The 24,169-nt window shown below is 59.7% G+C and carries 19 protein-coding genes and 1 pseudogene; 14 read left to right on the top strand and 6 right to left on the bottom strand.

The features are described from left to right. Window positions 1-5: 5 nt before the first annotated feature. Entirely contained in the window at window positions 6-2,063 is a 2,058-nt protein-coding gene (locus tag Q4481_RS18735; RefSeq protein WP_304377929.1) for a hydantoinase/oxoprolinase family protein, read from the bottom strand. Window positions 2,064-2,260: 197 nt separating this feature from the next. On the opposite strand from Q4481_RS18735, the gene leuC reads away from it, so the two are divergent. The 7 genes from leuC (at window position 2,261) to Q4481_RS18770 (ending at window position 8,979) form a co-directional block, all read left to right on the top strand. Continuing rightward, window positions 2,261-3,670 carry a 3-isopropylmalate dehydratase large subunit gene (gene leuC, locus Q4481_RS18740; protein WP_304377930.1) on the top strand — a complete coding sequence of 470 codons (1,410 nt, stop codon included), beginning with the start codon at window positions 2,261-2,263 and terminating at the stop codon, window positions 3,668-3,670. 2 nt (window positions 3,671-3,672) lie between these two features. Then, the gene (gene leuD / locus Q4481_RS18745) at window positions 3,673-4,326 is read left to right on the top strand and encodes a 3-isopropylmalate dehydratase small subunit (RefSeq protein ID WP_304377931.1); all 654 of its coding nucleotides are present in this window, start codon (window positions 3,673-3,675) and stop codon (window positions 4,324-4,326) included. Continuing rightward, entirely contained in the window at window positions 4,319-4,957 is a 639-nt protein-coding gene (locus tag Q4481_RS18750; protein WP_304377932.1) for an isochorismatase family protein, read from the top strand. The genes leuD and Q4481_RS18750 overlap by 8 nt, the downstream gene beginning before the upstream one ends. Next, the gene (locus Q4481_RS18755) at window positions 4,954-5,835 is read left to right on the top strand and encodes an isocitrate lyase/PEP mutase family protein (RefSeq protein WP_304377933.1); all 882 of its coding nucleotides are present in this window, start codon (window positions 4,954-4,956) and stop codon (window positions 5,833-5,835) included. The genes Q4481_RS18750 and Q4481_RS18755 overlap by 4 nt, the downstream gene beginning before the upstream one ends. Beyond that, the gene (locus Q4481_RS18760; protein WP_304377934.1) at window positions 5,832-6,779 is read left to right on the top strand and encodes a 3-hydroxyacyl-CoA dehydrogenase; all 948 of its coding nucleotides are present in this window, start codon (window positions 5,832-5,834) and stop codon (window positions 6,777-6,779) included. Before Q4481_RS18755 ends, Q4481_RS18760 begins: the two co-directional genes overlap by 4 nt. 79 nt (window positions 6,780-6,858) lie before the next feature. Further along, window positions 6,859-8,169 (top strand): histidinol dehydrogenase, encoded by a 1,311-nt coding sequence (gene hisD / locus Q4481_RS18765; RefSeq protein WP_304377935.1) that lies wholly within the window; start codon window positions 6,859-6,861, stop codon window positions 8,167-8,169. 45 nt (window positions 8,170-8,214) lie between these two features. Next, the gene (locus tag Q4481_RS18770) at window positions 8,215-8,979 is read left to right on the top strand and encodes an SDR family NAD(P)-dependent oxidoreductase (protein WP_304377936.1); all 765 of its coding nucleotides are present in this window, start codon (window positions 8,215-8,217) and stop codon (window positions 8,977-8,979) included. Between the two features lie 243 nt (window positions 8,980-9,222). On the opposite strand, the gene Q4481_RS18775 is transcribed toward Q4481_RS18770, so the two are convergent. Then, window positions 9,223-9,837, bottom strand: coding sequence for a TetR/AcrR family transcriptional regulator (locus tag Q4481_RS18775; RefSeq protein WP_304377937.1), 615 nt, complete (start codon window positions 9,835-9,837; stop codon window positions 9,223-9,225). Between the two features lie 19 nt (window positions 9,838-9,856). Between Q4481_RS18775 and Q4481_RS18780 the strand changes: the two genes are divergently transcribed. The 4 genes and pseudogenes from Q4481_RS18780 to Q4481_RS18795 form a co-directional block, all read left to right on the top strand. After that, a complete protein-coding gene (locus Q4481_RS18780; protein WP_304377938.1) occupies window positions 9,857-10,393 on the top strand; it encodes a cupin domain-containing protein in 537 nt (178 codons plus the stop codon). Window positions 10,394-10,403: 10 nt separating this feature from the next. Further along, on the top strand, window positions 10,404-10,853 hold the full coding sequence (locus tag Q4481_RS18785; RefSeq protein ID WP_304377939.1) for a DoxX family protein: 450 nt from the start codon (window positions 10,404-10,406) through the stop codon (window positions 10,851-10,853). Window positions 10,854-11,207: 354 nt separating this feature from the next. Continuing rightward, window positions 11,208-14,228 (top strand): calcium-binding protein, encoded by a 3,021-nt coding sequence (locus Q4481_RS18790; RefSeq protein WP_304377940.1) that lies wholly within the window; start codon window positions 11,208-11,210, stop codon window positions 14,226-14,228. Window positions 14,229-14,736: 508 nt separating this feature from the next. Continuing rightward, window positions 14,737-15,414, top strand: a pseudogene (locus Q4481_RS18795) (tyrosine-type recombinase/integrase); the annotation flags it as partial. A gap of 23 nt (window positions 15,415-15,437) precedes the next feature. On the opposite strand, the gene repC reads toward Q4481_RS18795, so the two are convergent. The 4 genes from repC to arsK all read right to left on the bottom strand — a co-directional run bounded on the left by repC (window position 15,438) and on the right by arsK (window position 20,709). Continuing rightward, window positions 15,438-16,649 carry a plasmid replication protein RepC gene (gene repC / locus Q4481_RS18800; RefSeq protein WP_304377941.1) on the bottom strand — a complete coding sequence of 404 codons (1,212 nt, stop codon included), beginning with the start codon at window positions 16,647-16,649 and terminating at the stop codon, window positions 15,438-15,440. Between the two features lie 250 nt (window positions 16,650-16,899). Beyond that, window positions 16,900-17,955: a plasmid partitioning protein RepB gene (gene repB / locus Q4481_RS18805; protein ID WP_304377942.1), complete on the bottom strand. Its 1,056-nt coding sequence runs from the start codon at window positions 17,953-17,955 to the stop codon at window positions 16,900-16,902. Continuing rightward, window positions 17,952-19,208, bottom strand: a complete 1,257-nt coding sequence (gene repA / locus Q4481_RS18810) for a plasmid partitioning protein RepA (protein WP_304377943.1) — start codon at window positions 19,206-19,208, stop codon at window positions 17,952-17,954. The genes repB and repA overlap by 4 nt, the downstream gene beginning before the upstream one ends. 319 nt (window positions 19,209-19,527) lie before the next feature. After that, a complete protein-coding gene (gene arsK / locus Q4481_RS18815; RefSeq protein WP_304377944.1) occupies window positions 19,528-20,709 on the bottom strand; it encodes an arsenite efflux MFS transporter ArsK in 1,182 nt (393 codons plus the stop codon). Between the two features lie 324 nt (window positions 20,710-21,033). On the opposite strand from arsK, the gene Q4481_RS18820 reads away from it, so the two are divergent. The 3 genes from Q4481_RS18820 to Q4481_RS18830 all read left to right on the top strand — a co-directional run bounded on the left by Q4481_RS18820 (window position 21,034) and on the right by Q4481_RS18830 (window position 24,165). Beyond that, window positions 21,034-22,098: an ABC transporter substrate-binding protein gene (locus Q4481_RS18820; protein WP_304377945.1), complete on the top strand. Its 1,065-nt coding sequence runs from the start codon at window positions 21,034-21,036 to the stop codon at window positions 22,096-22,098. An 85-nt stretch (window positions 22,099-22,183) separates the two neighbouring features. Next, window positions 22,184-23,299 carry an ABC transporter ATP-binding protein gene (locus Q4481_RS18825; RefSeq protein WP_304377946.1) on the top strand — a complete coding sequence of 372 codons (1,116 nt, stop codon included), beginning with the start codon at window positions 22,184-22,186 and terminating at the stop codon, window positions 23,297-23,299. Beyond that, entirely contained in the window at window positions 23,296-24,165 is an 870-nt protein-coding gene (locus Q4481_RS18830; RefSeq protein ID WP_304377947.1) for an ABC transporter permease, read from the top strand. Before Q4481_RS18825 ends, Q4481_RS18830 begins: the two co-directional genes overlap by 4 nt. The last annotated feature ends 4 nt before the right edge of the window (window positions 24,166-24,169 follow it).

The raw sequence follows: 24,169 nt of genomic DNA on the forward strand, positions 1-24,169 counted from the left end.
GGCGCTCACTTTCCCTTCGAAACGGGCCAGATCAGGATATTGCCGTGCTTGTCGATCTCGGCATAGTGAGCCGGGAGCAGCACGGTGGTGGTGTCATATTGCCGAATGATCGCCGGGCCTTCCACGCGCGCGCCGACCCCGAGCTTGGCCCGGTCATAGTGATGGGTATCGACCCATTTGCCATCGAAATAGGCGGGTCTGGTTTCGATGATCGCATCCTTGACGTCACTGCCAGAAGACACGAGATGAACCTCTTCGACCGGCGGCGTCGCGCCGCGGGCGACGACGCGCAGTGCCACCAGTTCCACCGGAACATGGAAGCGAACGCCATAGAGCCGTTCGTGGATGTCGTGGAAATCGGCCAGCGTCTGGGCAATGTCGCCCTTGGCATGCACATCCGCCGCGGAAACCGGCACGGCCACTTCGAAGCCCTGCTGCTCGTAACGAAGGTCGAGCGAGAAGGAGATCGAAGCGTCAGCCTCGCTGACTTCCTGCTCCTTCAGCCATTCCTGCGCCTTGGCTTCGAGTTCGTCGAACCGCGACCAGATTTCGGCCGGATTGAGACCCACCGTCGAGCGGATATAGGTCTGGACGAATTCGTTGCGGAAATCGGCTTCGAGGAAGCCGAGTGCGCAGAGCACGCCCGGATTGGTCGGCACGAGAACCGGATAGCAGCCGAGCAGTTCGGCCATGGCATTGGCATGCAACGGGCCGGCGCCGCCGAAAGCAACGATGCCGAATTCACGCGGATCGAGACCGCGCTGGACGGTGATGACGCGGAGCGCACCGAGCATGACTTCGTTGGCGATGTCGATGATGCCCTTTGCGGCATCTTCCGGCGTCAGACCGAGCTGGCTGCCGACACGGGCCACCGCTTCGCGGGCGCCGTCCACATCAAGCGTCATATCGCCGCCGAGAAGCACCGGTGGCAGATAGCCGAGCACCACATTGGCGTCGGAGACAGCGGGTTCGGTGCCGCCGCGGCCATAGGAAACCGGACCGGGACGCGCACCTGCCGAACGGGGGCCGACGCGGAGCGAACCGGTCAGTTCCGACACATCGGCGATCGAGCCGCCACCTGCACCGACCGAACGGACATCGAGCGTCGGGACCTTGGCCGGGAACATGCCGACTTCGGTCGAACGCGAGATCGTTGCTTCGCCATCGATGATCACCGCCACGTCGGTCGAGGTGCCGCCCATGTCGAAAGCGAGCAACTTGGAAAAGCCCGAGCGACGTGACAGCATGACTGTCGAGGTCACGCCACCGGCCGGACCGGAAAGAACCGTGTGCACCGGCCGCTCGGAAGCAGCGGCAGCACTCATCAGACCGCCGTCGGAACGCACGATATGCAGGCGGGCCGTGACGCCGTCCGCAGCCAGACGATCTTCGATTCGCGACAGGTAGCGCTTCATGATCGGACGGACATAATCGTTCATCACCGTGGTGATGGCACGGTCATATTCGCGGAATTCCGGCAGGATGTCGGACGACAGCGATACCGGAATCTGCGGGAAGCGGGCCGCCACGATATCGCGGAGCGCGCGTTCGTGGGCCGGGTTTGCATAGGAATGCATGAGCGAGATCGTCAGCGCCTCGATGCCCGACGAGCAGAGGTCGTCGATCAGCGCGGTCGCCTTGGCAAGGTCGAGTTCCTTGACCACTTCGCCGCGTGCATTCATGCGCTCGGGGATGCCGCGCGTATCGGCAAGCGAGGCAAGCGGATCGGGCTTGTCCATGTTGATCCAGCCAAACAGCGGGCCGGGCGTCCAGGCCTTGGCGAGATGCAGCGTATATTCGAACCCTTCGCTGACCAGGAGGCCGACGCGCGCGCCCTTGCCTTCCAGCACCGCATTGGTGGCAACCGTGGTGCCATGCAGGATCAGATCGAGATCGGAGGGCGAGATCCCCGCCTTCTCACAGATCAGCTTGACGCCAGCGGCAACGCCGATCGACTGGTCTTCGGGCGTTGAAGGCGTCTTGGCCTGGAACGTACGTCCCGTTTTTTCATCGTGCAACAAAAGGTCGGTGAACGTTCCACCGACATCGACACCGAGTCTCATATCAAATCCCCTACACGCATCGTTAGCTCCTTTTTCTTCGCCGCATCCAAATGAGTATTGCATGCGTATTCATTTCAGCATAGATTCGGTTCCAGTGGTTCTGCAAGAGGAAAGATGACTGGAGCCTCCAGTTTTTCATTCTTCACCGCATAGCCACCCAATGCCTCCCTCAATGGCCACCGGACATCGCCTACGCAATGAACGCAAAAACGCTATACGACAAGGTTTGGCAAAGCCACGTTATCAAGGATTTTGATGACGGTACGTCGCTTCTCTACATCGATCGCCATCTGGTCCAGGAAGTTTCGAGCCCGCAGGCCTTTGCCGGGCTTGCCGCCCAGAACCGCCGTTTTCGCCGGCCTGATGCGCATATTGCCGTGGCCGACCACGCGGTTCCCACCCGTTTGCGCCATCTCGGGCTGCCGGACGGACTGGCGGCGCGCCAGGTTGCCCGCCTCAAGGAAAACTGTCAGTCTTTCGGCATCGGCTATATCGACATCAACGATCGCCGGCATGGTATCGTCCATGTCATCGGCCCCGAACTGGGCTTCACCCTGCCGGGCGCAACTCTCGTCTGCGGCGACAGTCACACATCCACGCATGGTGCCTTCGGAGCCATCGCCTTCGGCATCGGCGCGAGCGAGTGTGAATGCGTATTCGCGACGCAGGTTCTGCGGCAGAAGAAACAGCGCACCATGCGCGTCAATCTTCTGGGTGAACTGCATCCTGGCGTCACCGTAAAGGACATCATCCTAGGTCTGATCGCCAAGATCGGCACCAATGGCGGCGTCGGTTATGCAATCGAATATGCAGGGCCCGTGATCGCATCGCTGTCGATGGAAGCCCGGATGACGCTCTGCAATATGTCGATCGAGGCGGGAAGCCGTGTCGGCATGATCGCCCCGGATGAAACGACCATCGCTTATGTGCGTGGCCGGCCGCTCGCGCCGGAGGGCGCGTTGCTCGCCAAGGCAGAGGCCTATTGGCGGACGCTTGCCTCCGACGCGGATGCCAAATTCGATCGCGAGGTCGATCTCGACGTCTCTTCGCTTTCGCCGCAGGTTTCCTGGGGCACTAACCCGGGCGAGACCGCGCCCGTGAGCGGTGCGGTTCCGGATCCTTCGGTCGAAACCGACCCGGTCAAGCGGCAGAAGATGCAGCGCAGCCTCGCCTATATGGATCTGACGCCCGGCACGCCTTTCGAAGAGATCCCAATCGATCGGGTCTTCATTGGCTCCTGCACAAATGGCCGCATCGAGGATCTGAGGCTGGCGGCGTCCGTGGTCAAGGGCCGCAAGGTCGCCGACAATGTCGTGGCGATCGTGGTTCCCGGTTCGGCCACCGTGCGGCTTCAGGCCGAGGCGGAAGGTCTTGACCGGCTGTTTCGCGATGCCGGTTTCGAGTGGCGCGATTCGGGCTGTTCGATGTGCGTGGCGATGAATGACGACCGGCTCAAGCCCGGCGAGCGCTGCGCCTCCACCTCCAACCGCAATTTCGAAGGTCGCCAGGGTCTCGGGGGCCGCACGCATCTGATGAGCCCGATCATGGCGGCGGCAGCGGCCGTGACCGGGCATCTCACCGATGTCCGCAAGCTGGAAGCGATCTGATCATGGAAAAGTTCACAACCCTGACCTCGGTCGCAGCCCCCCTGCCCGAAGCGGATGTCGACACCGACATCATCTTCCCGGCCCGTTTCCTGCTGCTTCTCGACAAGGCCGGACTCGGCAAGCACCTCTTCCATGAGCGCAGACATGCTGCGGACGGTTCGGCCACCGATTTCGTTCTCAACCGGGCACCGTTCGACCAGGCGAAAATTCTTGTTGCCGATGCCAATTTCGGTTCCGGCTCAAGCCGCGAACAGGCGGTCTGGTCGCTTACCGATTTCGGTATCCGCTGCGTCATCGCGCCCAGCTTCGGCGAGATCTTTTTCGCCAACTGCTTCAAGAATGGCGTTCTGCCGATTGTCGTCACCGGCGATACCCATGCCAATGTGATGGCGGCAGCGCGCAGCGGCGAGCCTTTCACCGTCGATCTCGAAGCGCAAACCGTCCTTCTGCCGAACGGGCCTTCGATCCGGTTCGATATCGATCCGTGGCGCAAGCGCGCCCTGCTGGAAGGTCTCGACGAGATCGGCACCATCCTTGCTGATGACGAGACGGATATCGCTGCGTTCGAACAGCGCCATCGCACCCAGCAGCCCTGGCTGTTTCTCGATGACGGCCGCCTTGAAAAATTTCTCGCACAGGGAGAACGGAATGACTGATCAGGATCTTTCCAGCAATTACCAGGGCGCCTTCGGCAAGCGCATCGGCTTCGGCAAGAAACCGGTGCTGCTGATGATCGATTTCGTCGAAGCCTATTTCGATCGTGGCTGCGCCCTGTTTGCCGATGTCGAGGATGCTCTCGCCTCCGCCCTCAGGCTTCAGGCGGCGGCCAGGGCTGCCGATGTGCCGGTCATCTACACCAACGTCGTCTATAACAAATCGGTCCTCAACGGCGGCCGCTTCTATCAGAAGTCGATGACCCTCCATAATTTCGTCGAGGGCAGCCCGATGGGCGCCTGGCCGAAAGGCCTCGTGCCGCGCGAAGACGAGCTGGTGATTTCCAAGCAGTATCCATCGGCCTTTTTCGGCACCTCGCTTGCGTCAACACTCACCACGTTGGGCATCGATACGGTCATCCACACCGGCGTTTCGACATCAGGCTGCGTGCGCGCCACCTGTGTCGATTGCTGTTCGCACGGCTTCATCCCGATCATTGTCCGCGATGCGGTCGGCGATCGTCATCCCGCACCGCACGAGGCCAATCTCTTCGATATGGACGCCAAGTACGGCGATGTCGTGCGCGAAGCGGAAGTCATTGAATATCTCAAGAATATAGGAAAAGTTTCATGAGCAAGCGCAGCCTCAAGGCAGCCCTGGCCTCGGGTCAGTTCGTCGTCGCACCGGGAATCCATGACATGATCACCGCGGTGGTCTCCAACAAGGTGGGCTTCGATTTCGTCTATGCATCCGGCTACTGGATGACGGCTTCGGCCTACGGCCTGCCGGATGCCGGCATCGCCACCTATTCGCAGATGCTCGACCGCGTCGCGACCTTGTGCCGGACGGTGAATGCCGGCGTAATCGCCGATGCCGATACCGGTTATGGCGGGCTTCTTAATGTCCACCACACGGTGCGCGGCTATGAAGAGGCCGGCGTTGCCGCCATCCAGATCGAGGACCAGGAATTCCCCAAGAAATGCGGCCACACGCCCTTCAAGCGCGTGGTGCCGATGATCGACATGGTCGAGAAGATCAAGGTGGCGGTGGAAGCACGCCGCAACCCCGAAACGCTGATCATTGCCCGCACCGACGCCCGGCAGCCGGAAGGTTATGAGGCGGCCCTGAAGCGCGGTCTCGCCTATGGTGAAGCCGGTGCCGACATTGTCTTCCTCGAGGCGTTGGAAAGCGAAGAGGAAATGCGCGATGCCTGCCGCCGGGTGCCGCAGCCGATGATGGCAAACATGGCCGATGGCGGCAGGACGCCCATCCGTTCGGCCGCACAGTTGAGCGACATCGGCTACAACATGGCGATCTTCCCCTCGGCAACCGGCCTCGCCGCTGCTGCCGCCGCCGAAAATGCCCTCAATGTGCTGAAGACCGAAGGCACATCCGACTCGCCCAACTCCAAACTGTTCAACTTCTCCGAATTCAACACGCTGATCGGCTTCAGCGAAGTCTGGGAGTTCGAAAAGCGTTGGGCACGCGATGGAAAGGCTGCCGCAGAATGATGCAGGTTGCCTGTATCGGAGCCGGCACCGTCGGTCGGGCATGGGCGGTTGTTTTCGCCCGTGCCGGTCATGACGTCCATCTCTATGATGCGATGGAAGGCGAAGCCGCCGGTCGCGCAATGGATGGAGCGCGCAAGACGCTCGACCTGTTCAGCGAAAGCGGTCTTCTTGACGAGAGCGTCGAGACGGTGCTTGCCCGCATCAAGCCGGTCGAGAGTATTGCTGAGGCCGTGCGCGGCGCGGGCTATGTTCAGGAAAGCGTGCGCGAGGACCTCGACGTCAAGCGCGCCGTCTTCGCCGAGATTGCCCTTCATGCGCCGGCCGATGCCATTCTGGCCTCTTCGACCTCCGCCCTGCCCGGTTCGGATTTTCTTAGTGCCATCGAACATCCGGAACGCGCACTTGTCGTCCATCCCGTCAATCCGCCATCGCTCATCCCATTGGTGGAACTCTGCGGCACCCGCTGGACCAGCCCCGAGACAATCGCTCGCACGAAGGAATTCATGCTCTCGGCCGGCATGCGACCGGTGGTGCTGAAAAAGGAAATCGACGGGTTCCTGCTCAACCGGCTGCAGTTTACGCTCGTTGCCGAAGCGCTGCATCTGGTCGGCGAAGGCTATTGCACGCCGGAGGATATCGATGCGGTGCTGACCGATGGGCTCGCGCTGCGCTGGGCTTCGATCGGACCGTTCGAAGTGGCTCATCTCAATGCTCCGGATGGGATCCAGGGCTTTATCGACCGGCTGGGGCCGATGATGCGCCATCTTGGACGCTCGGCACGCACCGACTATGACTGGACGCCGGAACAGATTGCAGAAGCACACAGGGTTATGACGGGCAAAATTCCGCTTTCGGAAGTTGCCAGCCGTCAACAGTGGCGCGATTCGCGCATTCTGGCCCTGCGTCGCATGAAGCAGGACCTGCCGGACCCGCTAGACGAATAAAATTTGAAGCGATCGGAGATTTCTATGCTCTGCGTGGTTTCCCGATCGCCAGGCCAACCTGATTTCGAGGAGTGCCCTCATGACCATTCAATATCTGAAACGTGGCAAGCCGCAGGCCGAACGGGCAGAGGATGACGCCAAAGTCCGTGCCATCGTCGAAACGACGCTCAAGGATATCGAGACGCGTGGCGATGCGGCTGTGCGCGACCTGTCGGAAAAATTCGATTCCTATTCGCCGCCGAGCTTCCTGCTGACGGCATCGGAAATCGAAGCCGCGATGAATAAGGTGTCCGAACGCGACATGGCCGACATCCGCTTCGCCCAGGCGCAGATCCGCCGCTTTGCCGAAGCGCAGAAGGCCTCGATGCAGGATATCGAGATCGAAACCTTGCCCGGCGTCATTCTCGGTCATCGCAATATTCCGGTCCAGTCCGTCGGCTGCTATGTCCCGGGCGGCAAATTCCCCATGGTTGCATCGGCGCATATGTCGGTGCTCACCGCCTCGGTGGCAGGCGTTCCGCGCATCATCGCCTCGGCGCCGCCGCAGAAGGGCGAGCCGCATCCGGCAATCGTTGCAGCCATGCATATGGCCGGCGCCCATGAGATCTACGTGCTCGGCGGCATGCAGGCCGTTGGCGCCATGGCGCTTGGCACCGAAACGATCAAGCCGGTCGACATGCTGGTCGGCCCGGGCAATGCCTTTGTTGCCGAAGCCAAGCGCCAGCTTTATGGCCGTGTCGGGATCGATCTCTTTGCCGGCCCGACCGAGACGATGGTGATCGCCGACCAGACGGTTGATGCCGAACTCTGCGCCACCGACCTGCTCGGCCAGGCCGAACATGGCTACAATTCGCCGGCGGTTCTCGTGACCAATTCCGAAAAGCTGGCGCGCGAAACGCTCGCGGAAATCGACCGGCTGCTCGCCATCCTGCCGACCCGCGACACGGCATCGGTCTCCTGGCGTGACTATGGTGAAGTGATCGTCTGCGACAGCTACGAGGAAATGCTCGATGTTGCCAACGACATCGCCTCCGAACATGTGCAGGTCATGACCGATCGGGACGACTGGTTCCTCGAGAACATGCATTCCTACGGTGCACTGTTTCTCGGACCGCGCACCAATGTCGCCAATGGCGACAAGGTCATCGGCACCAACCACACGCTGCCCACCAAGAAGGCCGGGCGCTATACCGGCGGGCTCTGGGTCGGGAAGTTCCTCAAGACCCATTCCTACCAGCGCGTGACGACAGATGCGGCGGCCACGGAAATCGGCGCCTATTGTTCGCGCCTCTGCATGCTGGAAGGTTTTGTCGGCCATGCCGAACAGGCCAATGTGCGGGTGCGGCGCTATGGCGGGCGCAACGTGCCCTATGGTACAGCAGCGGAATAACCGGCGCAAAGCCTTCCGCCTGCCTGTTTGCGATGGAGGACAATCATGGAACTGCCCAAAACGCCATCCTTCCGGCTTGACGGGCGCCGCGCGCTCGTAACGGGTGCCTCGTCCGGCATCGGTCTGGGTGCTGCCGTCGCCCTTGCCGAAGCGGGTGCGCATGTGGTCATGGCCGCACGCGGCCTTGACCGCCTGGCGGAAGCCGTGGAGGCGATGCGGGCAAAGGGCATGTCGGCGGAGGGCGTAAAGCTCGATATCGCCGACATCGACCAGACCGCCGACTTCGTCGCGCAGGTCCAGCCTTTCGACATTCTCGTCAACAGTGCCGGCCTTGCCCGACATTCTCCCGCGACCGAAACCAGGGTTGCTGATTTCGATGCCGTGTTCGACATCAATGTCAAAGGCGCATTCTTCCTTGCCCAGGCGGTTGCCCGATCGTTGATCGAAGCCGGCAAACCCGGTTCGCTGATCACGATCTCGTCGCAGATGGCCCATGTCGGCGGCATCGATCGCGCGGTCTATTCCGCCACAAAACATGCGGTCGAGGGTTTTACCAAATCCATGGCGATCGAATGGGGCCCGCATGGGATCCGTATCAACACGATCTGCCCGACCTTTGTCCGTACCCCCCTGACCGAACCGACCTTTAGCAATCCTGAACGGATGCGCTGGATCAAGGAGAAGATCAAACTCGGTCGTGTCGCACTGGTCGAGGACCTCATCGGCGCAGTTGCCTACCTTGCCTCCGATGCCTCCCTGATGGTGACCGGAACATCGCTGCTGGTCGATGGCGGCTGGACCGCCGATTAGAGCGGAGACGTTGAGACAAAAACTCGGAGCCGCCTGGCAAGCAAGAGCGGAGCATCAGAAGCGCTCCGCCTCGCTTAACCACATGCATGGCCTCCAAGCCCCGACACATTGTAAGTCCGCGTCCTGGAAGTCGGATGACATGCTTTCACGAAGGCGCCTCAAGGGGTCTCAACCCACTGATGTCAACGTCATAGGCGATGCAATCAGTTGCGGCGGCGGCTCGGTCGGTCGTGCTCCGATGGGCTAACGATCGCTGACACCATCCTCCTGCAAAGCTGCGCGCATCAAAGCCTGGGCAGTCCAGCGGAGCACTTTTTCAGCCTCCTCCAGTTCCAACTCACAGACGTCACGCATGACAACCAGGGCCTCGATGCCCATCGTCAGCGACAGGGCATTCACAAGCCGCTTGAAATGTTCGGGAGGCAGTTTTTCCCGGATCGGCGCCATCGCTTCATTCAGCCAGCCTATGCGACGTCCGGCTCGCCTGTTCTCGCTTCTGCCTGAAGATGCTCCGCCATAAAGAGCGCGGAAAACGGTTTCATTATCGGCGATCATGCTGAAGACGTCTCCGACGAGTTTATCCACCCGCTCGCCCACCTCGGTCGTATCCATATCCGCGCGCGACGGGGCGATATGAATGGCCGTCGCCACGCCGTCCAGGGCCGCCTCGTTGATCATATCTTCGGGCGTCGAGAAATAGCGATAGGCGGTAGCACGGGAAATCCCGGCCTGGTCAGCAGCTTCTGCCACAGAAGGCCGCCCGCCTTTCTCAAGAATCTCCCGCGCCGCCCGCAGGAGTTCGGCCCGCGTTCTGCGCTTTTGGTTCACGCGTTCAAAACTTCTCTCTTGACTGTTCATTCCAACCTCGTTATGAGACATGTATCTCATCAAGAGAATAAAGTATCACAACAAAACAAAGGCGCAAGATATGAATTCCAGTTTTCATGCTTCAGTGAGCCGCCCATCGCCGCTCACGCTCCATTTTCTCGGCAATATCCTCACCTTCCGCGCACGGTATTCGGACACCAGTGAAAGCTTCACGGTGATTGAGGTTTTGACGGCGCCAGAAGCTGGTCCGCCGCCGCACACGCAGACGGATCAGGAGGCCTTTCTGGTTCTGGAAGGACAGTACGAAATCACCATTGGCGACACCGTGCGCAAATGCGTTCCCGGCGACTTCGTTCATGTTCCTCCCGGCGAAATGCACACATTCCGCAATATCGCGTCCACGCCGTCACGAATGCTGTTGATCAACTTTCCGGGCGATTTGCACGAAGCCTTCTTCCTCGCTGTGGGCGAAGAACTGTCTCCCGGGCAGACGGAATTTCCACCGATGACGCCGCCGGATGTGCCGAAAATCGTGGAGACTGCGGCCCAATTCGGCATCACAATTCCCCTTCCCGCACACGCTTGAGGATCTTTCCATGAACAGTTTCATCGAACGCTTGGTGACAACACGCTCTTTCGGCTTCGTCGCCCGGACCGTGCTGACCTTCATGTTTTGGTCGAGCGGCCTTGCAAAGCTTCTCGATTTCCCAACCGCGATGGCGGAAATGCAGCGATTTGGCCTCGCGCCCGCGGCACCCGTGGCGATCCTCGTCATCATCGTGCAGTTGGGCGGATCTGCGCTCGTCATTCATGGCCGTTACGCATGGCTGGGGGCTGGCGCGCTCGGCGTATTCACCGCGCTGACCATTCCTATCGCTCACGCATTCTGGACTATGAGCGGCGAAATGGCATTCCTGGAGATGATGTTCGTCTTCGAGCACATATCCGTAATCGGCGGACTGATGGTGGCCGCGGCTTTGTGCGCGCCTCATCGCCTCAAATCGGTCCGTCCATCATCAGTCGGACATCTTGTGCGAGGCGCGTGAATGCGCCCGCCACAATGGCGGCTCTCAAAACACAAGAGGCGGCTTTATGACCATCCCGCCATCGGCTGTGTGATGGCTATGGAGGCCGCCTCGCGATAATGTTTAGTCTGGCCAAGACAAAATCTTTGCCGTCACTTTCAAATGAGTGCGGCTCGCCCGGCTATTAGCATGCGATCGTCCAATAGGACGCGCACGCCCTAAACGCAGACATGCAACGAACCTTGACACGATGTTGCGCCGGAAACGGCCCAACGACGCGCATCCTTGCGCCCTTCTGCCAGGTTCATTTTCACCACAATCGGCGCTGAACAGCCTGGGCAATGTCTCGGCCTGCGCCCATTCAGGAACATCAACATGACAGTAAGATATGGAACCGATGCAAGCGAAACACTGACCGGCGGAAACGAGGCGGACTTCTTTCTCGGGATGGGCGGCGACGACAGGTTGATCGGGCTTTTCGGCAGCGACCAGATGATCGGCGGTGACGGAAATGACCTGATGGAAGGCGGCTTCCAGGATGATTCCTTCGCCGGCGGCCTTGGACAGGACAGGCTGAACGGAGGGTCTGGAAACGACGGTCTTTCCGGCGGGGCGGGCGCGGATATCATGATCGGCGGTCTCGGCAACGATCTTTTCAGCGAAACAGATGTCAGCGATTATGTTGGCGATGTTATCGATGGCGGTTTGGGCATCGATACCATTCTCGTCTCCCTGGCGAATTCGGCGGAAGGTGTCACGTTCGAAGCATCTGACCCTTTGAATACAGTCACGCTCGTCGGCGCGCAACTTCACGACATCGAGCAGTATTTCATCATAGGTTCCGATCAAGCCGCAGACACCATGACCGGTGGCCGGTGGAGCGACCGCTTCGAGGGCAAAGGCGGCGACGACACGCTCCAAGGCGGTGGCGGTTTCGATTATCTGAGCGGCGGATCTGGCAACGACACTGTCATCGGCGGTCAGGGAAACGATACAGTCGAAGGCGATGAAGGCGACGATCGTCTCATCGGTGGCTTTGGCAAAGACAGGCTCCAGGGCGGGTTCGGCAATGACAGTCTTTACGGAGGCAAGGGTGATGATGAGCTTACCGGCTATGACGGCAACGACGTTATCTCCGCTGGTGCTGGTAATGATTATATCATCGACGGCGCGGGCGCAGATATTCTGAAGGGCGGATCGGGGGACGATTATGTTTTTCTGGGAGGAGGTGATGATCTGGTATCGACTGGCAGCGGCGACGATCTGATTATCCTGTCGCCGAATTCCGGCAAAAAGAGCATCAATGGCGGCTCAGGCACTGATACAATCACCTACGGCTATATCGATGGCAATTTCACAGCCATGGATGAATCAAAGGTCAATACACTTGCTGATGGAACGACAATTCAGCACGTCGAAGCCTACCGACTGTTCGGAACAAGCGACGCAAATACATTCGTCACACTCGGTGGCGACGATACTCTTACAGCCTATAGCGGCAATGACGTTCTGCGCTCCGGCGCCGGAGATGATTTCCTGGATGCCGGACACGGCCTCGATACGCTTTTTGGCGAGGCCGGTAACGATATCATGATGGTCGGGGGCGAGAAGGACACGCTCGACGGCGGCGATGGCCGAGATACAGCCTATTTCTATGTCGACCTCTATACCCAAAATCTGACGTTTCGCGCCTCCAACGGCAGGGGCACGCTCTCAAACGGCACGACAGCGGCAAATACCGAAATCTTCAATATCTTCACGGGTTCTGGATCCGACAGCCTGTATGCGGGAGACGCGCTTCAGGTTTGGTTCAAGACCGGAGAAGGCAATGACAAGCTCTATGGCGGCAAGGGCGCTGACTTATTGGATGCAGGCGTCGGCAGCGATTTCATCGATGGCGGCGCGGGAAACGATCAAATCATCGACATGGGTGGCAACAACACGCTGCTGGGTGGAGAAGGCAATGACGAGATCTCGGTGTCCGTCATGGACGCGAGCGATGATGGATTGAGCATCGTCGATCTCGGCGCCGGCAACGACATCGTCAAGTTGAATGACAGCCAGGGCGGGGTCTATGGCGCGCTTGAAGCAAATGGCGGAAACGGCGTTGATTTCGTACAAATCGATCGTAGCCTAACCACCGCCTCGCTGACGTTTGTCCTGTCGGCGAATGCCCGTTTGGTGAATGGCGATGCTATCGTTAAGAATTTTGAACGGGTCAAGATCAGTGGCGGCTCCGGCGCAGACATTTTCACCGGCGGCAAGCTTGCAGATCAGCTAAACGGCTATGATGGAGCCGATACCCTGAGAGGACAGGCAGGTGATGACTGGCTGCATGGCGGCTCTGGATCCGACACTCTCGAGGCTGGCGATGGAAACGACCACCTCTACGCCAGCAATCAGTCTACGGAAGCCGATAGCGATGTTTTGAATGCAGGCGCAGGGAATGACGAACTCTATATCAACTCCGGCGATCGCGCGGATGGTGGCGAAGGTTTCGATCGGGTCACCATCGATCTCTCGGCGCTAACAACGGGCGTGAATTTCACCTTTTCATCGGGCGTGGTCAACGTGAATGGAGCAACAAAGGTGTCCGGCATGGAAGCTCTCGATTTCATGGGCACCGCGGGTGGAGACATCGTCAAAGCAGGGTCCGCCTCGGACATTCTGCGCGGCAATACCGGCAACGACGTGTTGAAGGGTATGGGGGGAGCCGATACATTCTATGATGGCGCTGGAAATGACACGCTCTACGGCGGCGATGGCGATGATTTCTTTATCCATGACGTTTATTTCGGCAACGACGTCTTCGATGGCGGCGCAGGTACCGATACGATCAGGTTCGACTTTTCAGGCGACAGCTCTGTCAAACTAGATCTTGCCGATTTCCGACAGAACGACGGACTGGTCAACGGAATCTCTGTGATCGGCATCGAACGCGTCATCGGTACGAGTAAAGACGACGATATCAAGGGTACCGACGTTGGCGAGGATCTGTTTGGCAGCGCAGGCGACGATATCCTTGCTGGCCGGGACGGCAACGACACTCTTTCGGGTGGAGGCGATGCGGACTGGATCAGCGGCGGCGCGGGCAAGGATCTATTCGCTTTCAGCAGCACATTCGACGCCGGCGACGAGATCGTTGATTTCAAGCGCGGCCAGGACCGGCTTTCAATCGACAAAATTGCCTTCGGCATCGATAAAAAGACCGGGTTCAATCTCGTCAACTCCAACGAGGTTTCGTTCTCCGGCGCCGCGCCGACCTTCCTGTTCGAAGGCGACGCCCACAGGCTCTGGTTCGATGCAGACGGCAAGGGGGGTGATGAGGAAGCGCTTCTTCTCGCTACGCTCGACAATATCTCGACATTGTCGCAAAGCGATTTCTTGTTGATCTAGGCGCTCCGCCAAACACGACAGAGCGGCGGGCCTTCCCGCTCTCTGATGTCGCTGGAGTTTGGTTCGAGATACGTCTCCAAGCGCTGGCCCAAGGCAAACTGTAGAGATCGAGGAAAGGATAAGCCTTTCCTCGATCGACAAACGTTATGGGTCAGAGCGCCTGGTCGTTGGTCCGTTGCTTCGCGATCGGATTCTCACTAAATTAACCAATTGTTTTTATAGTTAATATTATATTAAACGAACATTTTTGCGCCTATAAAGTTCGCCAGTTCAAACTCTATGATTTGATATCCTTCACATACGATAACTATAATTTATCACATGTTTTAGATTTGAGGGCGCAAATCACGATTCTGGTGCCAAGACCGGGCAATTCGGCCGGTTTCAAGAGGCTCGATGACAGTTCCAAACCTATCCGAAAGCGAACAACGCTCACTCCAACTCGACGCGATCGCCTCAATTCTGCAGATCGAGCGGCGCGAAACGATTGCCGCTCTGCTGACCAGATAACGGCATACCGGACGCTGTCTCGAGCACATTGCGGGACGTGGGCCTTCTGCGCAGTTTCGGACCACATTCGCCGGCTACGGTGCGGCGGCGTCTGAACAGTTGGTCCACACTCACCCAATGGTGTGGGTTGCAAGGCGCCTTTGCCTCCGGTGGCCGCCGCCGGTCCGAGCTGGTCGCGCTCCGGCTGGAGGATCTCGCCGAAGAAGATCCGGTACCGGCCAACCCGTCCGATCCGCAGTCGCCTCCCCTGCCCTGCCTGTCGCTTCATCTCGGCCGGACGAAGACGACCGCCGCCGATCATGGTGCCAAAGCTTACCTGATCGGCTATCCCGTGACCGCGCTCAGACAATGGCTCGCCGAAGCCGGGATCGAAAGCGGGGCAATCTTCCGCCGGATCGACCAATGGGGCAACATCGACCGCCGTGCCCTGAACGCACAATCGGTCAATCTCATCCTCAAATCGCGCTGCCAAAAGGCCGGCCTCGATCCTGCACAATTTTCCGCGCATGGGCTGCGATCGGGCTATCTCACCGAGGCCGCCAATCGCGGCATTCCGTTGCAGGAAGCCATGCAGCAATCGCAACACCGATCGGTGATCCAGGCCGCCGCCTACTACAACAATTCCGAACGGCGCCTGAGCCGGGCGGCACGCCTGGTCGCCGAACCGGACGGCTGATCGCGGCGAGGATAAAGCGCGCATCACCCGGTTTTCCGCAACGTGCCGACATGGGTCCGCATCAAGGCCATCAGCATCGGTCCAAGCCCGAATTCGCCCTCTCGCGCCTTTGTGGTCAGGCTGCGGAGATAGCCGCCAGCCGAATTGATATGCCCGGCGCGCTCGAGGATACAGGCCACCACGGTCGCCGCATTTTCAGGCCCCATCACCTCGCAGGCTTCCTGATAGGCGCTCGGACTAACGCCCAGCATCGACCGCACCACGACGGCTGCCGACATCAGCTCGCGCCAGGTCTCGATCCGGCCGGCGGGCCCATAGGCGGTAATTTCCGGGCAGGCTTGCAGAACCATGCCGAGCGGGAAGGATTTTATCTCTGGCGCAACCCCTCGCTCTTCCCGAACCGGATTTTCGCCCGTCGCTTTTTCATAGCGCGGTTCAGATACAGATTTAGAGTCGGATTTTGAATTCTGTGTGTGACGCTCAGAATCATGGGCATTGCCGCTCATATTTTCTGAATTCATCATCAATTCCAGATGATTGACGATCCTTTGCCGCAAATGTTCGAGCGCTTCGAGGCTCGCTTCGGCGGCGGCCTTGTTCCATTGGCGCGGAAAGCGTTCGACGATCGCGCGGAACTGTTCGAGGAACATCGGCCAGTCGCCTTCGATCGCCTCCTCCACGGCGACGCCGATCAGCTTGGCAATGTCGCGCCGGCAGATGGTGATGCGTTCGCGCAGCCGCTGCAGGTCCACCCGTTCCTGGGCAATCACCGCTGCCATGGCTTCGATCTCTTCTGCACGCGCCAGAAGCGGCGCCAGCGAAAAGCCGTAGGCCTCATCAATATCGCCGGAGGAGCCGCGCCGTGCAAAGCGCTTGCCGTTGGCGCTATCCTTGCGGCTGATCAGCCCGGCTTCGACCAGCACGGCCAGATGCCGTCGGATCGTCTGCTCGGCCATCCCATGCGCCCTTACCGATAGCTGGGCATTGGACGGGAAAACCACCAGCCCATTCTGAACCGAGAGTTCCGTATGCGGATAGAAGCTCAGAAGCGCATTAAGCAGCGCCAGTGCACGGTCCGTCACGCCGAGTTTCGGTCTTGCTTCGCAGACCGCTCGGTAAAGTTTCCATTTGTCGGTCGACTTCTCGTCATCGAGATCCCGCCCCGCTACCTGATGTGATAGCATGGCGAGCGTCATCGACCGCTGCCCAAAGGGCGTCGTTCCAATCGTCTCCATCATCCGTCCCCTGTCAAAAGAGGCAAGCGGACCCTCAGACGTTCTCATTTGGACAAAAGATATACTTCAGCGAATGGATATTCGCCGTCGACTCTTGACTTTGCTGTGCGGAAGTGATTCTCTCGAATTGCTACATTGAAGAGGGCTTCCGAAATGGTAACGTTTTGGGGGCCTTTTTTCTTGTCTCGATGTCGTCCTTTCTCACTTCACTCAGGCGACCCAGCGGCTTTCGCCGCCAGGCATCATCAACTCATTCGCTCGATCCGCTGACGAATCGGGCGTAATCTTCGCGCAGTCGCTCTGCTACGCTTTCAATGAAAGCGCTGTCGGCATTGGCGGCGAAATCGATCTTCACCCCCCTGCCCTGCCGCTGTACGCGAGCGAAGACCTTGCCATCCGGACCAGTCAGATCCTCGGGCTTGGCCTTCTCCGTTTGCTGTTTGCGCGTCAGCCGGTCGAAAAGCAGCTGAAAGCGCTCATCGGTGGCGGACTTGCGAAACCGTTCGCTATGGATCTCGTCGATCGCCTTGACCCGCGCCGCCTGACTGTCGAACAACTGGCCCAACGCCATCCAGCGGTCGCGTCCGGCTTTCGGCGCTGGGCCGATCGCACGCACGAATTCGTCCGGAACCGCATCGGCCACCTGGAGCAGGCGCGACAGTTCGCTCTTCTGCACCGCGAGCGCTTCGCCGATCAGCTTGCGATCGAACTGGCGTCCGACGAGCGCCTTGGCAAACAGGGCGCGTTCGATGAAGCTCAGGTTACGGCGTTCGGCATTTTCCTTGCCCTGCGCGACGACAAGCTCATCATCGGTCAGAGGCCGGACGATGGCCTTGACAGCAATCTCGAGCCGCCGCGCGGCTTTGAGGCGCCGGTGGCCATAGGCTACCTGATAGCGCCCCTTCTGTTCCGGATGCGGCCGCACCAGGATCGGCGCGTGCTGGCCGCTGTCGCGAATGCTCTCGACGAGCGCCAGGAAATCGGGATCATCCTTCTCGGCATCGCTCAGGCGATCGGAAATGAAGGAGATGTCGATCGCCGTCGTGTCCAGCGACACGATCCTTTCTCCCTCCTCCAGAGCCTGCTTGAGAACGCGCGCCTCTTCCGCCTCACGGGCGATCGAAGAGAGCGAAAGACCCATCGCCTTGACCGCGCCGGAGGCTGCCCGGGGAACCGATGCCGCGCCGGGGTTGGCCGCATCCGATGACGAGTTGACAGCTGGCAACTCGGATTTCGTCTCCGGTGCCGGCGTCAGCGCATCGCCGAAAAGTGCCTTGATCGAGTTCTTGCGGTCGCGTGGATTCATGATGGCCGACCCCAGGCCGTGTGGATGAGTTTCTCGATCTCGGCATTCACCGCATCGAGGGATTCCATCGCACGATCATAGGTGCCACGGCTGAAATTCTCGCGGCCAACCTCATAGAGCGTCTGCTTGGTCAGGCCGGCGTCCGAGATCGCGGTTGATTTCAACATCGGTGACGTCAGCACGCGTTCGCCGAACAACGAGCGAAGAAAGCCGACGATCTGCGTCTGCGGGCCATCATGCGGCTCGAAGCGCGTGACGAGATAGCGCAGGAAATCGAAATTCAACGAGCCGCCCGCTTCCCGCACCACGTTGAGGAGGTCCGAGGTCATGAACAGGAACTGGCTCATGGAGGCGACATCGAGCATCTGCGGATGCACGGTCACGACAACAGAAGTCGAAGCACAAAGCGCCGACAAGGTCAGGTAACCGAGCTGCGGCGGGCAATCGAGCACCACTACGTCATAATCATCGGCGACGCTTTGAAGTGCAGTCTGCACCCGAGCAAAGAAGAGCGAACCCAGATCGCCGGGTTCCCGGGCGGACAACGCCCGCGGCGTCGCATGTTCGAATTCCTGCAGCTCCAGATTTCCGGCGACGAGATCGAGCCCATGGAAATAGGTCTGGCGGATGATATCCTTCAGCGGGCGGATTTCGGAATCGTAGCGGATCGCTCCATAGAGCGTATCGTTGCCGATCAGATCGAGTTCCGGCTGATAGCCGAACAGGGCCGAAAGCGAAGCCTGCGGATCGAGATCGACCGCCAGCACGCGATGGCCGGTCATCGCAAGATATTGTGCGAGATGAACAGCCGATGTCGTCTTACCCGAACCACCCTTGAAGTTGGTCACCGAAATGACCTGCAGATGTTCGCCGCGCGCGGGATCACGCCATTTCACATAGGAACGCGCTTTCGCCTCGTTGCCTTTGGCAAGCGCCTGGTCGGCGAGATAATGCCGGAGCGCATCGATATCCTTGAGCGAATAGTAGCGGCGGCCACCGGCCCCGATCTGCGGCTGCGGCCCTTCGCCGGCAAGCGACAATTGCCGCAGATATCCATCCGACACGCCGATGAGACGTGCGGCCTCACCAGATGAAAAGGAGCGCAGGCTTTTCTGCGATGCCGGCGGAAACAGCCGTTCGCGCATCGCCTTGAGCTGGGCCGAAAGCGCCCGCGCATCTGCCGCGATCGTTTCATCCGCCGGGGGAAGCCCGCCGCCTGTCAGATCCAGTTTCTTTTCGGATGCAGCCGCCATCCATAATTCTCCATGCCTGTCCGTTCCCGCATAAAAGGAGTAAATCTGCTACGGGAGCGGCAGATTGGTTACCACTTTCACGATTCTATCCCCCACGGAAATACGCTCTGCCGAAAAACTAACAGAAATCGGGGGCATTTACGGCGAACGGAACTTTGTTCAACATTTTCCGTAAAGACGGTGGGGCATTCCACGAGTCGGGTCAAGCGTTTTTTGGTTAACAAAATCTTAACATAAGGCGCAGCCGCGTGGGCGTCCGCGACGGTTAGATCGCGTGCCGATCACTCTCTTCACCAGGGCGTGGAGCTGTTGACAGCTGTCAACGATGATGGCGCAGCATGCCGAACGCCACCACGCCTGCCGCTGCCAAGAGCGCGGTCACGAAGAGGGCGACATCCAGACCCGCTCGTTCCATCAGAAGCGAAAAGGCGAAAGGCGATGCCGCACCGGCCGTCAACCGGATCGCCGAAAGTTTTCCGGTCAGTGCGCCATAACCGTCAGACCCGAACAGATAGAGCGGTAACGACCCTTGCACGATGCTCGATATGCCCGACCCAAGCCCCAGCAGGAGAACGAAAGAGAGCGCACCCGGAACCCAGGTGCCGGCGAGCAGCAACAGCAGGATCGCAGCGAAGATGAAGCCCGATGAGACGACCGCCAGAAGAACCGGCGCAAGCCCGGTGCCGAACACCATGTTGATGAAACGGCTGAAGACCTGTGAAGGGCCAAAAAGCGCGCCCACCGTCACCGCCGTCGCACCAAGCCCAAGCGCGGTCAGCATCGGCACCATGTGAACCAGCATCGCTGAAAGTGCAAAGCCCTGCAGTGAAAAACCGGCGGCCATGATGATGAAACTGCCCATCTGCTGGTGCTGCGGCACGCGCCCAACCACACGCCGGTTCTCATCCGACCGCTCGATGCCGGTGGCGGCCGTCCTCTGCCAACGCATGACCAAAATATGCAGCGGCAAACAGAGAAGGGCATTGGCAGCGGCAAAGCCATAATAGACTTCGCGCCAGGTCCAGATCTCGTGCAACCGGCTCGTGACCGGCCAGAAGATCGTCGAGGCAAACCCGGCAATCAACGTCAGATATGTGATGCTCCGGTTGGCGGTCAGCGGCGAAAGCTCCACCAGCGTGGCAAAGGCGGCCTGATAGAGCACCATTGCCGCGACCACCTGCATGACCACGACCGAGACAATGAAGGAAAGGTCGGATGTCGAAAGCGCGGTTGCGAGCAGGCTAAGCGCCGACAGCGCCGAACCGAGTGCCATGATGCGCCCGGCACCATGTCGATCCATCGCCCGGCCGATGAACGGAGCCACCAGGCCGCCGATCAGAAGCGAGGCAGAGAACAGACCGAAGATCCTGTCCTTGCTCCAGCCGAAGTCCGCCGCCATGTCGGGCGCCAGAATGGAGAAGCTGTAATAGAGCGTTCCATAGCCGATGATTTGTGTGATGCCGAACGCGAGAATGGCTGCGATCGGGAGGCGGTCTGGCATGATGAAACTCGATGAAAGGAAAGGGCAGGGGCGGCAATATCCCTAGTCCTAGGCCATTTTCACCGAGGCTGGCAAGCGCCCGATGCGATGCGTTTTCTCACTCCAACGTCGACAAAATCGGGGTTTGCGCTGCAGAAATGCAGCATCAACGCCGCAATGCAGCAATGTATCGGAAAAAAGGGCATTGAATCAAAACGGCTTTATCGATCCGCAGGGATGGCACGGCTCTTGCTTACCCTGAATCGTCTTGGGTCGAGGGCCCGAGCGAAGAGCCGCCAACAGAAGCGGCGCAAAGCATCGACCAATCTTCAGAAAGGGAACACAATGAAGATAGCTCAGACGTCCGCCAGAACCCTTCTCGCCATCACCACGGCAATTTCGGTTGCCCTGCCAGCTTTTGCCAATGCTGCTGAACTTAATATCCTGACCTGGGAGGGCTATGCCGACGCCTCCTTCATTTCCAAGTTCGAAGCGGCATCGGGCTGCAAGACCAACTCCACCTATGTCGGCTCCAACGACGATTTCGCCCCGAAGCTCGCAGCCGGCGGCGGCGTCTATGACATCATCGTCCCGTCGATCGACACGATCGGCCTGATGCGCCAGGCCGACTTTGTCGATCCGATCGATACGTCCAAGATCGAAGGCTGGGCCGATGTCTATCCGGAATTCTCCGCGGCCAACGATGTCGCAGTCGATGGTGAAACCTGGTCGGTTCCGTTGGTCTGGGGCTCGATTTCGCTGATGTATCGCCCTGACAAGGTCGACCCAAAGCCCGATTCCATCGGTGCGCTCTTCGATCCGAAGTACAAGGGCAAGGTCTCGATGTGGGATGACAAGTCGTCCATCTATTGGGCCGCCCGTCTGCTCGGCTTTGAAAATGTCTATGATCTGACCGATGAACAGCTCGCAACCGTTCAGGCGAAACTGATCGAACAGAAGCCGCTGATCCGCAAATACTGGGCCACGGCCGGCGAACTGACCGAGCTCTATGCCAACCAGGAAGTCTGGCTCTCCAACACCTGGACCGGTCTGCAGAGCAAGGAAATCAACAATCTCAAGAAGGGTTTCGAGGTTGTCGAATTCACGCCGAAGGAAAAGGCCGAGGGCTGGATGGACTCCATGCAGCTGGTCAAGGGCAGCCCGAATGTGGATTGCGCCTACAAGTTCTTCTCCTTCATGCTCTCGGCGGATGGGCAGTGCGGCATTGTCGGTTCGACCGGCTATTTCCCGGTCAATCCGAAGGCGGTTGCGGGCTGCCTGAAGGGCGAGGAAGCGGAAGCCAAGAAGGTCAACAACATCGAGTTCGTCAAGAGCCTGGTCATGTGGCAGATGCCGGCCCGGCTGGACAAGTATCTCGAAGTCTGGAACGCTGTGAAGGCCGCCCAGTAAGGCGTCCGAGGAACGTTTCCATCACCGCCGGGAAAACCGGCGGTGACATTTGCCGTTTTCTGCCGACTAGACCAAGGAATACCTGATGGCGTTGCAACCGATCGTCACCCTTAAAGGTGCGGCGAAGTCCTATGGGACATTCACAGCACTTCATGACATCAATCTCGAAATTGGCGCCGGGGAGTTCGTAACCCTCCTCGGCCCCTCCGGCTGTGGCAAGACCACGACGCTGCGGCTAATCGGCGGCTTTGAAACCGCCGACCGCGGCACGATCACCATTGCCGGCAAGGATGTCACCGAACTGCCGCCCTACAGGCGCGACGTCAACACCGTCTTTCAGGACTATGCGCTCTTTCCGCATATGACCGTGGCGGAAAACGTGGCCTATGGCCTGACAGTCCGCTCCAACCGCCGCCCCCGCGACGAGCGCGATCGCAAGGTCGCCGAAGCGCTGCAGCTTGTCGGGCTCTCCGACAAGGCCGGCCGCATGCCGCAGCAACTGTCGGGCGGGCAACGCCAGCGCGTCGCCATGGCCCGCGCCCTGGTGCGCGAGCCCAAGGTGCTGCTGCTTGATGAGCCGCTTTCGGCACTGGATGTGAAATTGCGCGAAGCCATGCAGGTGGAACTGAAACATCTGCATCAGAAACTCGGCATCACCTTCCTCATGGTCACCCACGACCAGGAGGAGGCGCTGGTGCTGTCCAATCGCATCGCGGTGATGCAGGGCGGCAGGATCGCCCAGATCGGTTCGCCCTCCGAACTCTATGATCGCCCGGCCACGCCCTATGTCGCCGATTTCATCGGCGCCGCCAACCTGATTTCCGGAACCAGCGCCGGCAGTGAGGGAAGCCATGTCAAGGTACGGCTTCCCGATGGCACCCTGATCGGCGGCACGGCGATACGGACCGATGCCGGTCTTCGCGAAGGCAAGCCCGTGCAGATTGCCATCCGCCCGGAACGGCTCCAGTTGGTGCCGATGGATGGCAGTACCAAGATACAGGCAACGGTGGTCGACCAGCTGTTCCATGGCGGTCGCTTCCAGCTCGAAACGCGCATTTCCGGTCGCGACGAGCCGGTTTTCGTCGAGGTTCAGCGTCGTTCCATGGCTGCGGATGGCTCTGTGCCGCAACCCGGCAGCCAGATCGCACTTTATGTCGCTCCCGTCGATGTTCTGGTCTATCCTGCGGAGGCCAACGCATGAAGGCCAAGACGCGCCACGCTGCCGGCTTCTGGCTGCTGTTCTCGCTGCCGCTCCTCTGGACCCTCGTCTTCCTGATCCTGCCCTATGGTGTGATGGGCGTGATCAGCTTCTGGTCGCGGCAGTTCCCGCTGTTCGTGCCGGATTTCCAGTTCGGCAACTATGTCCAGCTGTTCTCGGATCCGCAATATTCCACCGTCATCTTCCGGACGCTGAAAATCGCAGGGTTGGTGACGCTTTATTCGGTCGCTCTCGGTTACCCGCTTGCCTACTTCCTGGTTTTCACCATCCGCTCGACCCGGCTCAGAACCCTGCTCTATATGGGCGTGGTGGTGCCGCTCTGGGTTTCCTACCTGCTGCGCGCCTATACCTGGAAAATCATCCTCGGCACCGATGGCGCCCTCAATTCGGCGCTGCTCTGGCTCGGCATCATCAACGAGCCGCTCGATATCTTCCTCTACAACCAGGCGGCCATGGTCATCACGCTCACCTACATCTTCGTCCCCTTCATGGTGATGCCGATCTTCACCGCGCTCGAGCGGATTCCGCCAGCTCTCATCGAAGCCTCGCAGGATCTCGGGGCAGGGCCGTTCGAAACCTTCTTCCGGGTCATCATGCCGCTTTCCACAGCCGGCGTGGTGGCCGGCGCGACCATGACCTTCTGCCTTTCCTTCGGCGATTTTGTCGCTCCGGTGCTGGTTGGCGGTCCGAGCGGCACCATGGTGGCCACCGTGCTGCAAAGCCAGTTCGGTGCAGCGCTCAACTGGCCGCTCGGCTCGGCACTGGCCGTCATCATCTTCACCCTCGTTCTGGTGGTGTTGCAGATATCCAACCGTCTCGACCGCGCCGGTCGGGTGAGCATGGGTTGAGGAG

Origin of the sequence: Fluviirhizobium alvei, assembly GCF_030551875.1 — a bacterium.
GTDB lineage: Bacteria > Pseudomonadota > Alphaproteobacteria > Rhizobiales > Rhizobiaceae > Rhizobium_E > Rhizobium_E alvei.

Excerpts from the sequence above, each read along its gene's own strand:
- Q4481_RS18735 (WP_304377929.1), bottom strand. The coding sequence starts at position 2,063 with ATGAGACTCGGTGTCGATGTCGGTGGAACGTTCACCGACCTTTTGTTG.
- leuC (WP_304377930.1), top strand. The coding sequence starts at position 2,261 with ATGAACGCAAAAACGCTATACGACAAGGTTTGGCAAAGCCACGTTATC.
- leuD (WP_304377931.1), top strand. The coding sequence starts at position 3,673 with ATGGAAAAGTTCACAACCCTGACCTCGGTCGCAGCCCCCCTGCCCGAA.
- Q4481_RS18750 (WP_304377932.1), top strand. The coding sequence starts at position 4,319 with ATGACTGATCAGGATCTTTCCAGCAATTACCAGGGCGCCTTCGGCAAG.
- Q4481_RS18755 (WP_304377933.1), top strand. The coding sequence starts at position 4,954 with ATGAGCAAGCGCAGCCTCAAGGCAGCCCTGGCCTCGGGTCAGTTCGTC.
- Q4481_RS18760 (WP_304377934.1), top strand. The coding sequence starts at position 5,832 with ATGATGCAGGTTGCCTGTATCGGAGCCGGCACCGTCGGTCGGGCATGG.
- hisD (WP_304377935.1), top strand. The coding sequence starts at position 6,859 with ATGACCATTCAATATCTGAAACGTGGCAAGCCGCAGGCCGAACGGGCA.
- Q4481_RS18770 (WP_304377936.1), top strand. The coding sequence starts at position 8,215 with ATGGAACTGCCCAAAACGCCATCCTTCCGGCTTGACGGGCGCCGCGCG.
- Q4481_RS18775 (WP_304377937.1), bottom strand. The coding sequence starts at position 9,837 with ATGAACAGTCAAGAGAGAAGTTTTGAACGCGTGAACCAAAAGCGCAGA.
- Q4481_RS18780 (WP_304377938.1), top strand. The coding sequence starts at position 9,857 with ATGTATCTCATCAAGAGAATAAAGTATCACAACAAAACAAAGGCGCAA.
- Q4481_RS18785 (WP_304377939.1), top strand. The coding sequence starts at position 10,404 with ATGAACAGTTTCATCGAACGCTTGGTGACAACACGCTCTTTCGGCTTC.
- Q4481_RS18790 (WP_304377940.1), top strand. The coding sequence starts at position 11,208 with ATGACAGTAAGATATGGAACCGATGCAAGCGAAACACTGACCGGCGGA.
- repC (WP_304377941.1), bottom strand. The coding sequence starts at position 16,649 with ATGGAGACGATTGGAACGACGCCCTTTGGGCAGCGGTCGATGACGCTC.
- repB (WP_304377942.1), bottom strand. The coding sequence starts at position 17,955 with ATGAATCCACGCGACCGCAAGAACTCGATCAAGGCACTTTTCGGCGAT.
- repA (WP_304377943.1), bottom strand. The coding sequence starts at position 19,208 with ATGGCGGCTGCATCCGAAAAGAAACTGGATCTGACAGGCGGCGGGCTT.
- arsK (WP_304377944.1), bottom strand. The coding sequence starts at position 20,709 with ATGCCAGACCGCCTCCCGATCGCAGCCATTCTCGCGTTCGGCATCACA.
- Q4481_RS18820 (WP_304377945.1), top strand. The coding sequence starts at position 21,034 with ATGAAGATAGCTCAGACGTCCGCCAGAACCCTTCTCGCCATCACCACG.
- Q4481_RS18825 (WP_304377946.1), top strand. The coding sequence starts at position 22,184 with ATGGCGTTGCAACCGATCGTCACCCTTAAAGGTGCGGCGAAGTCCTAT.
- Q4481_RS18830 (WP_304377947.1), top strand. The coding sequence starts at position 23,296 with ATGAAGGCCAAGACGCGCCACGCTGCCGGCTTCTGGCTGCTGTTCTCG.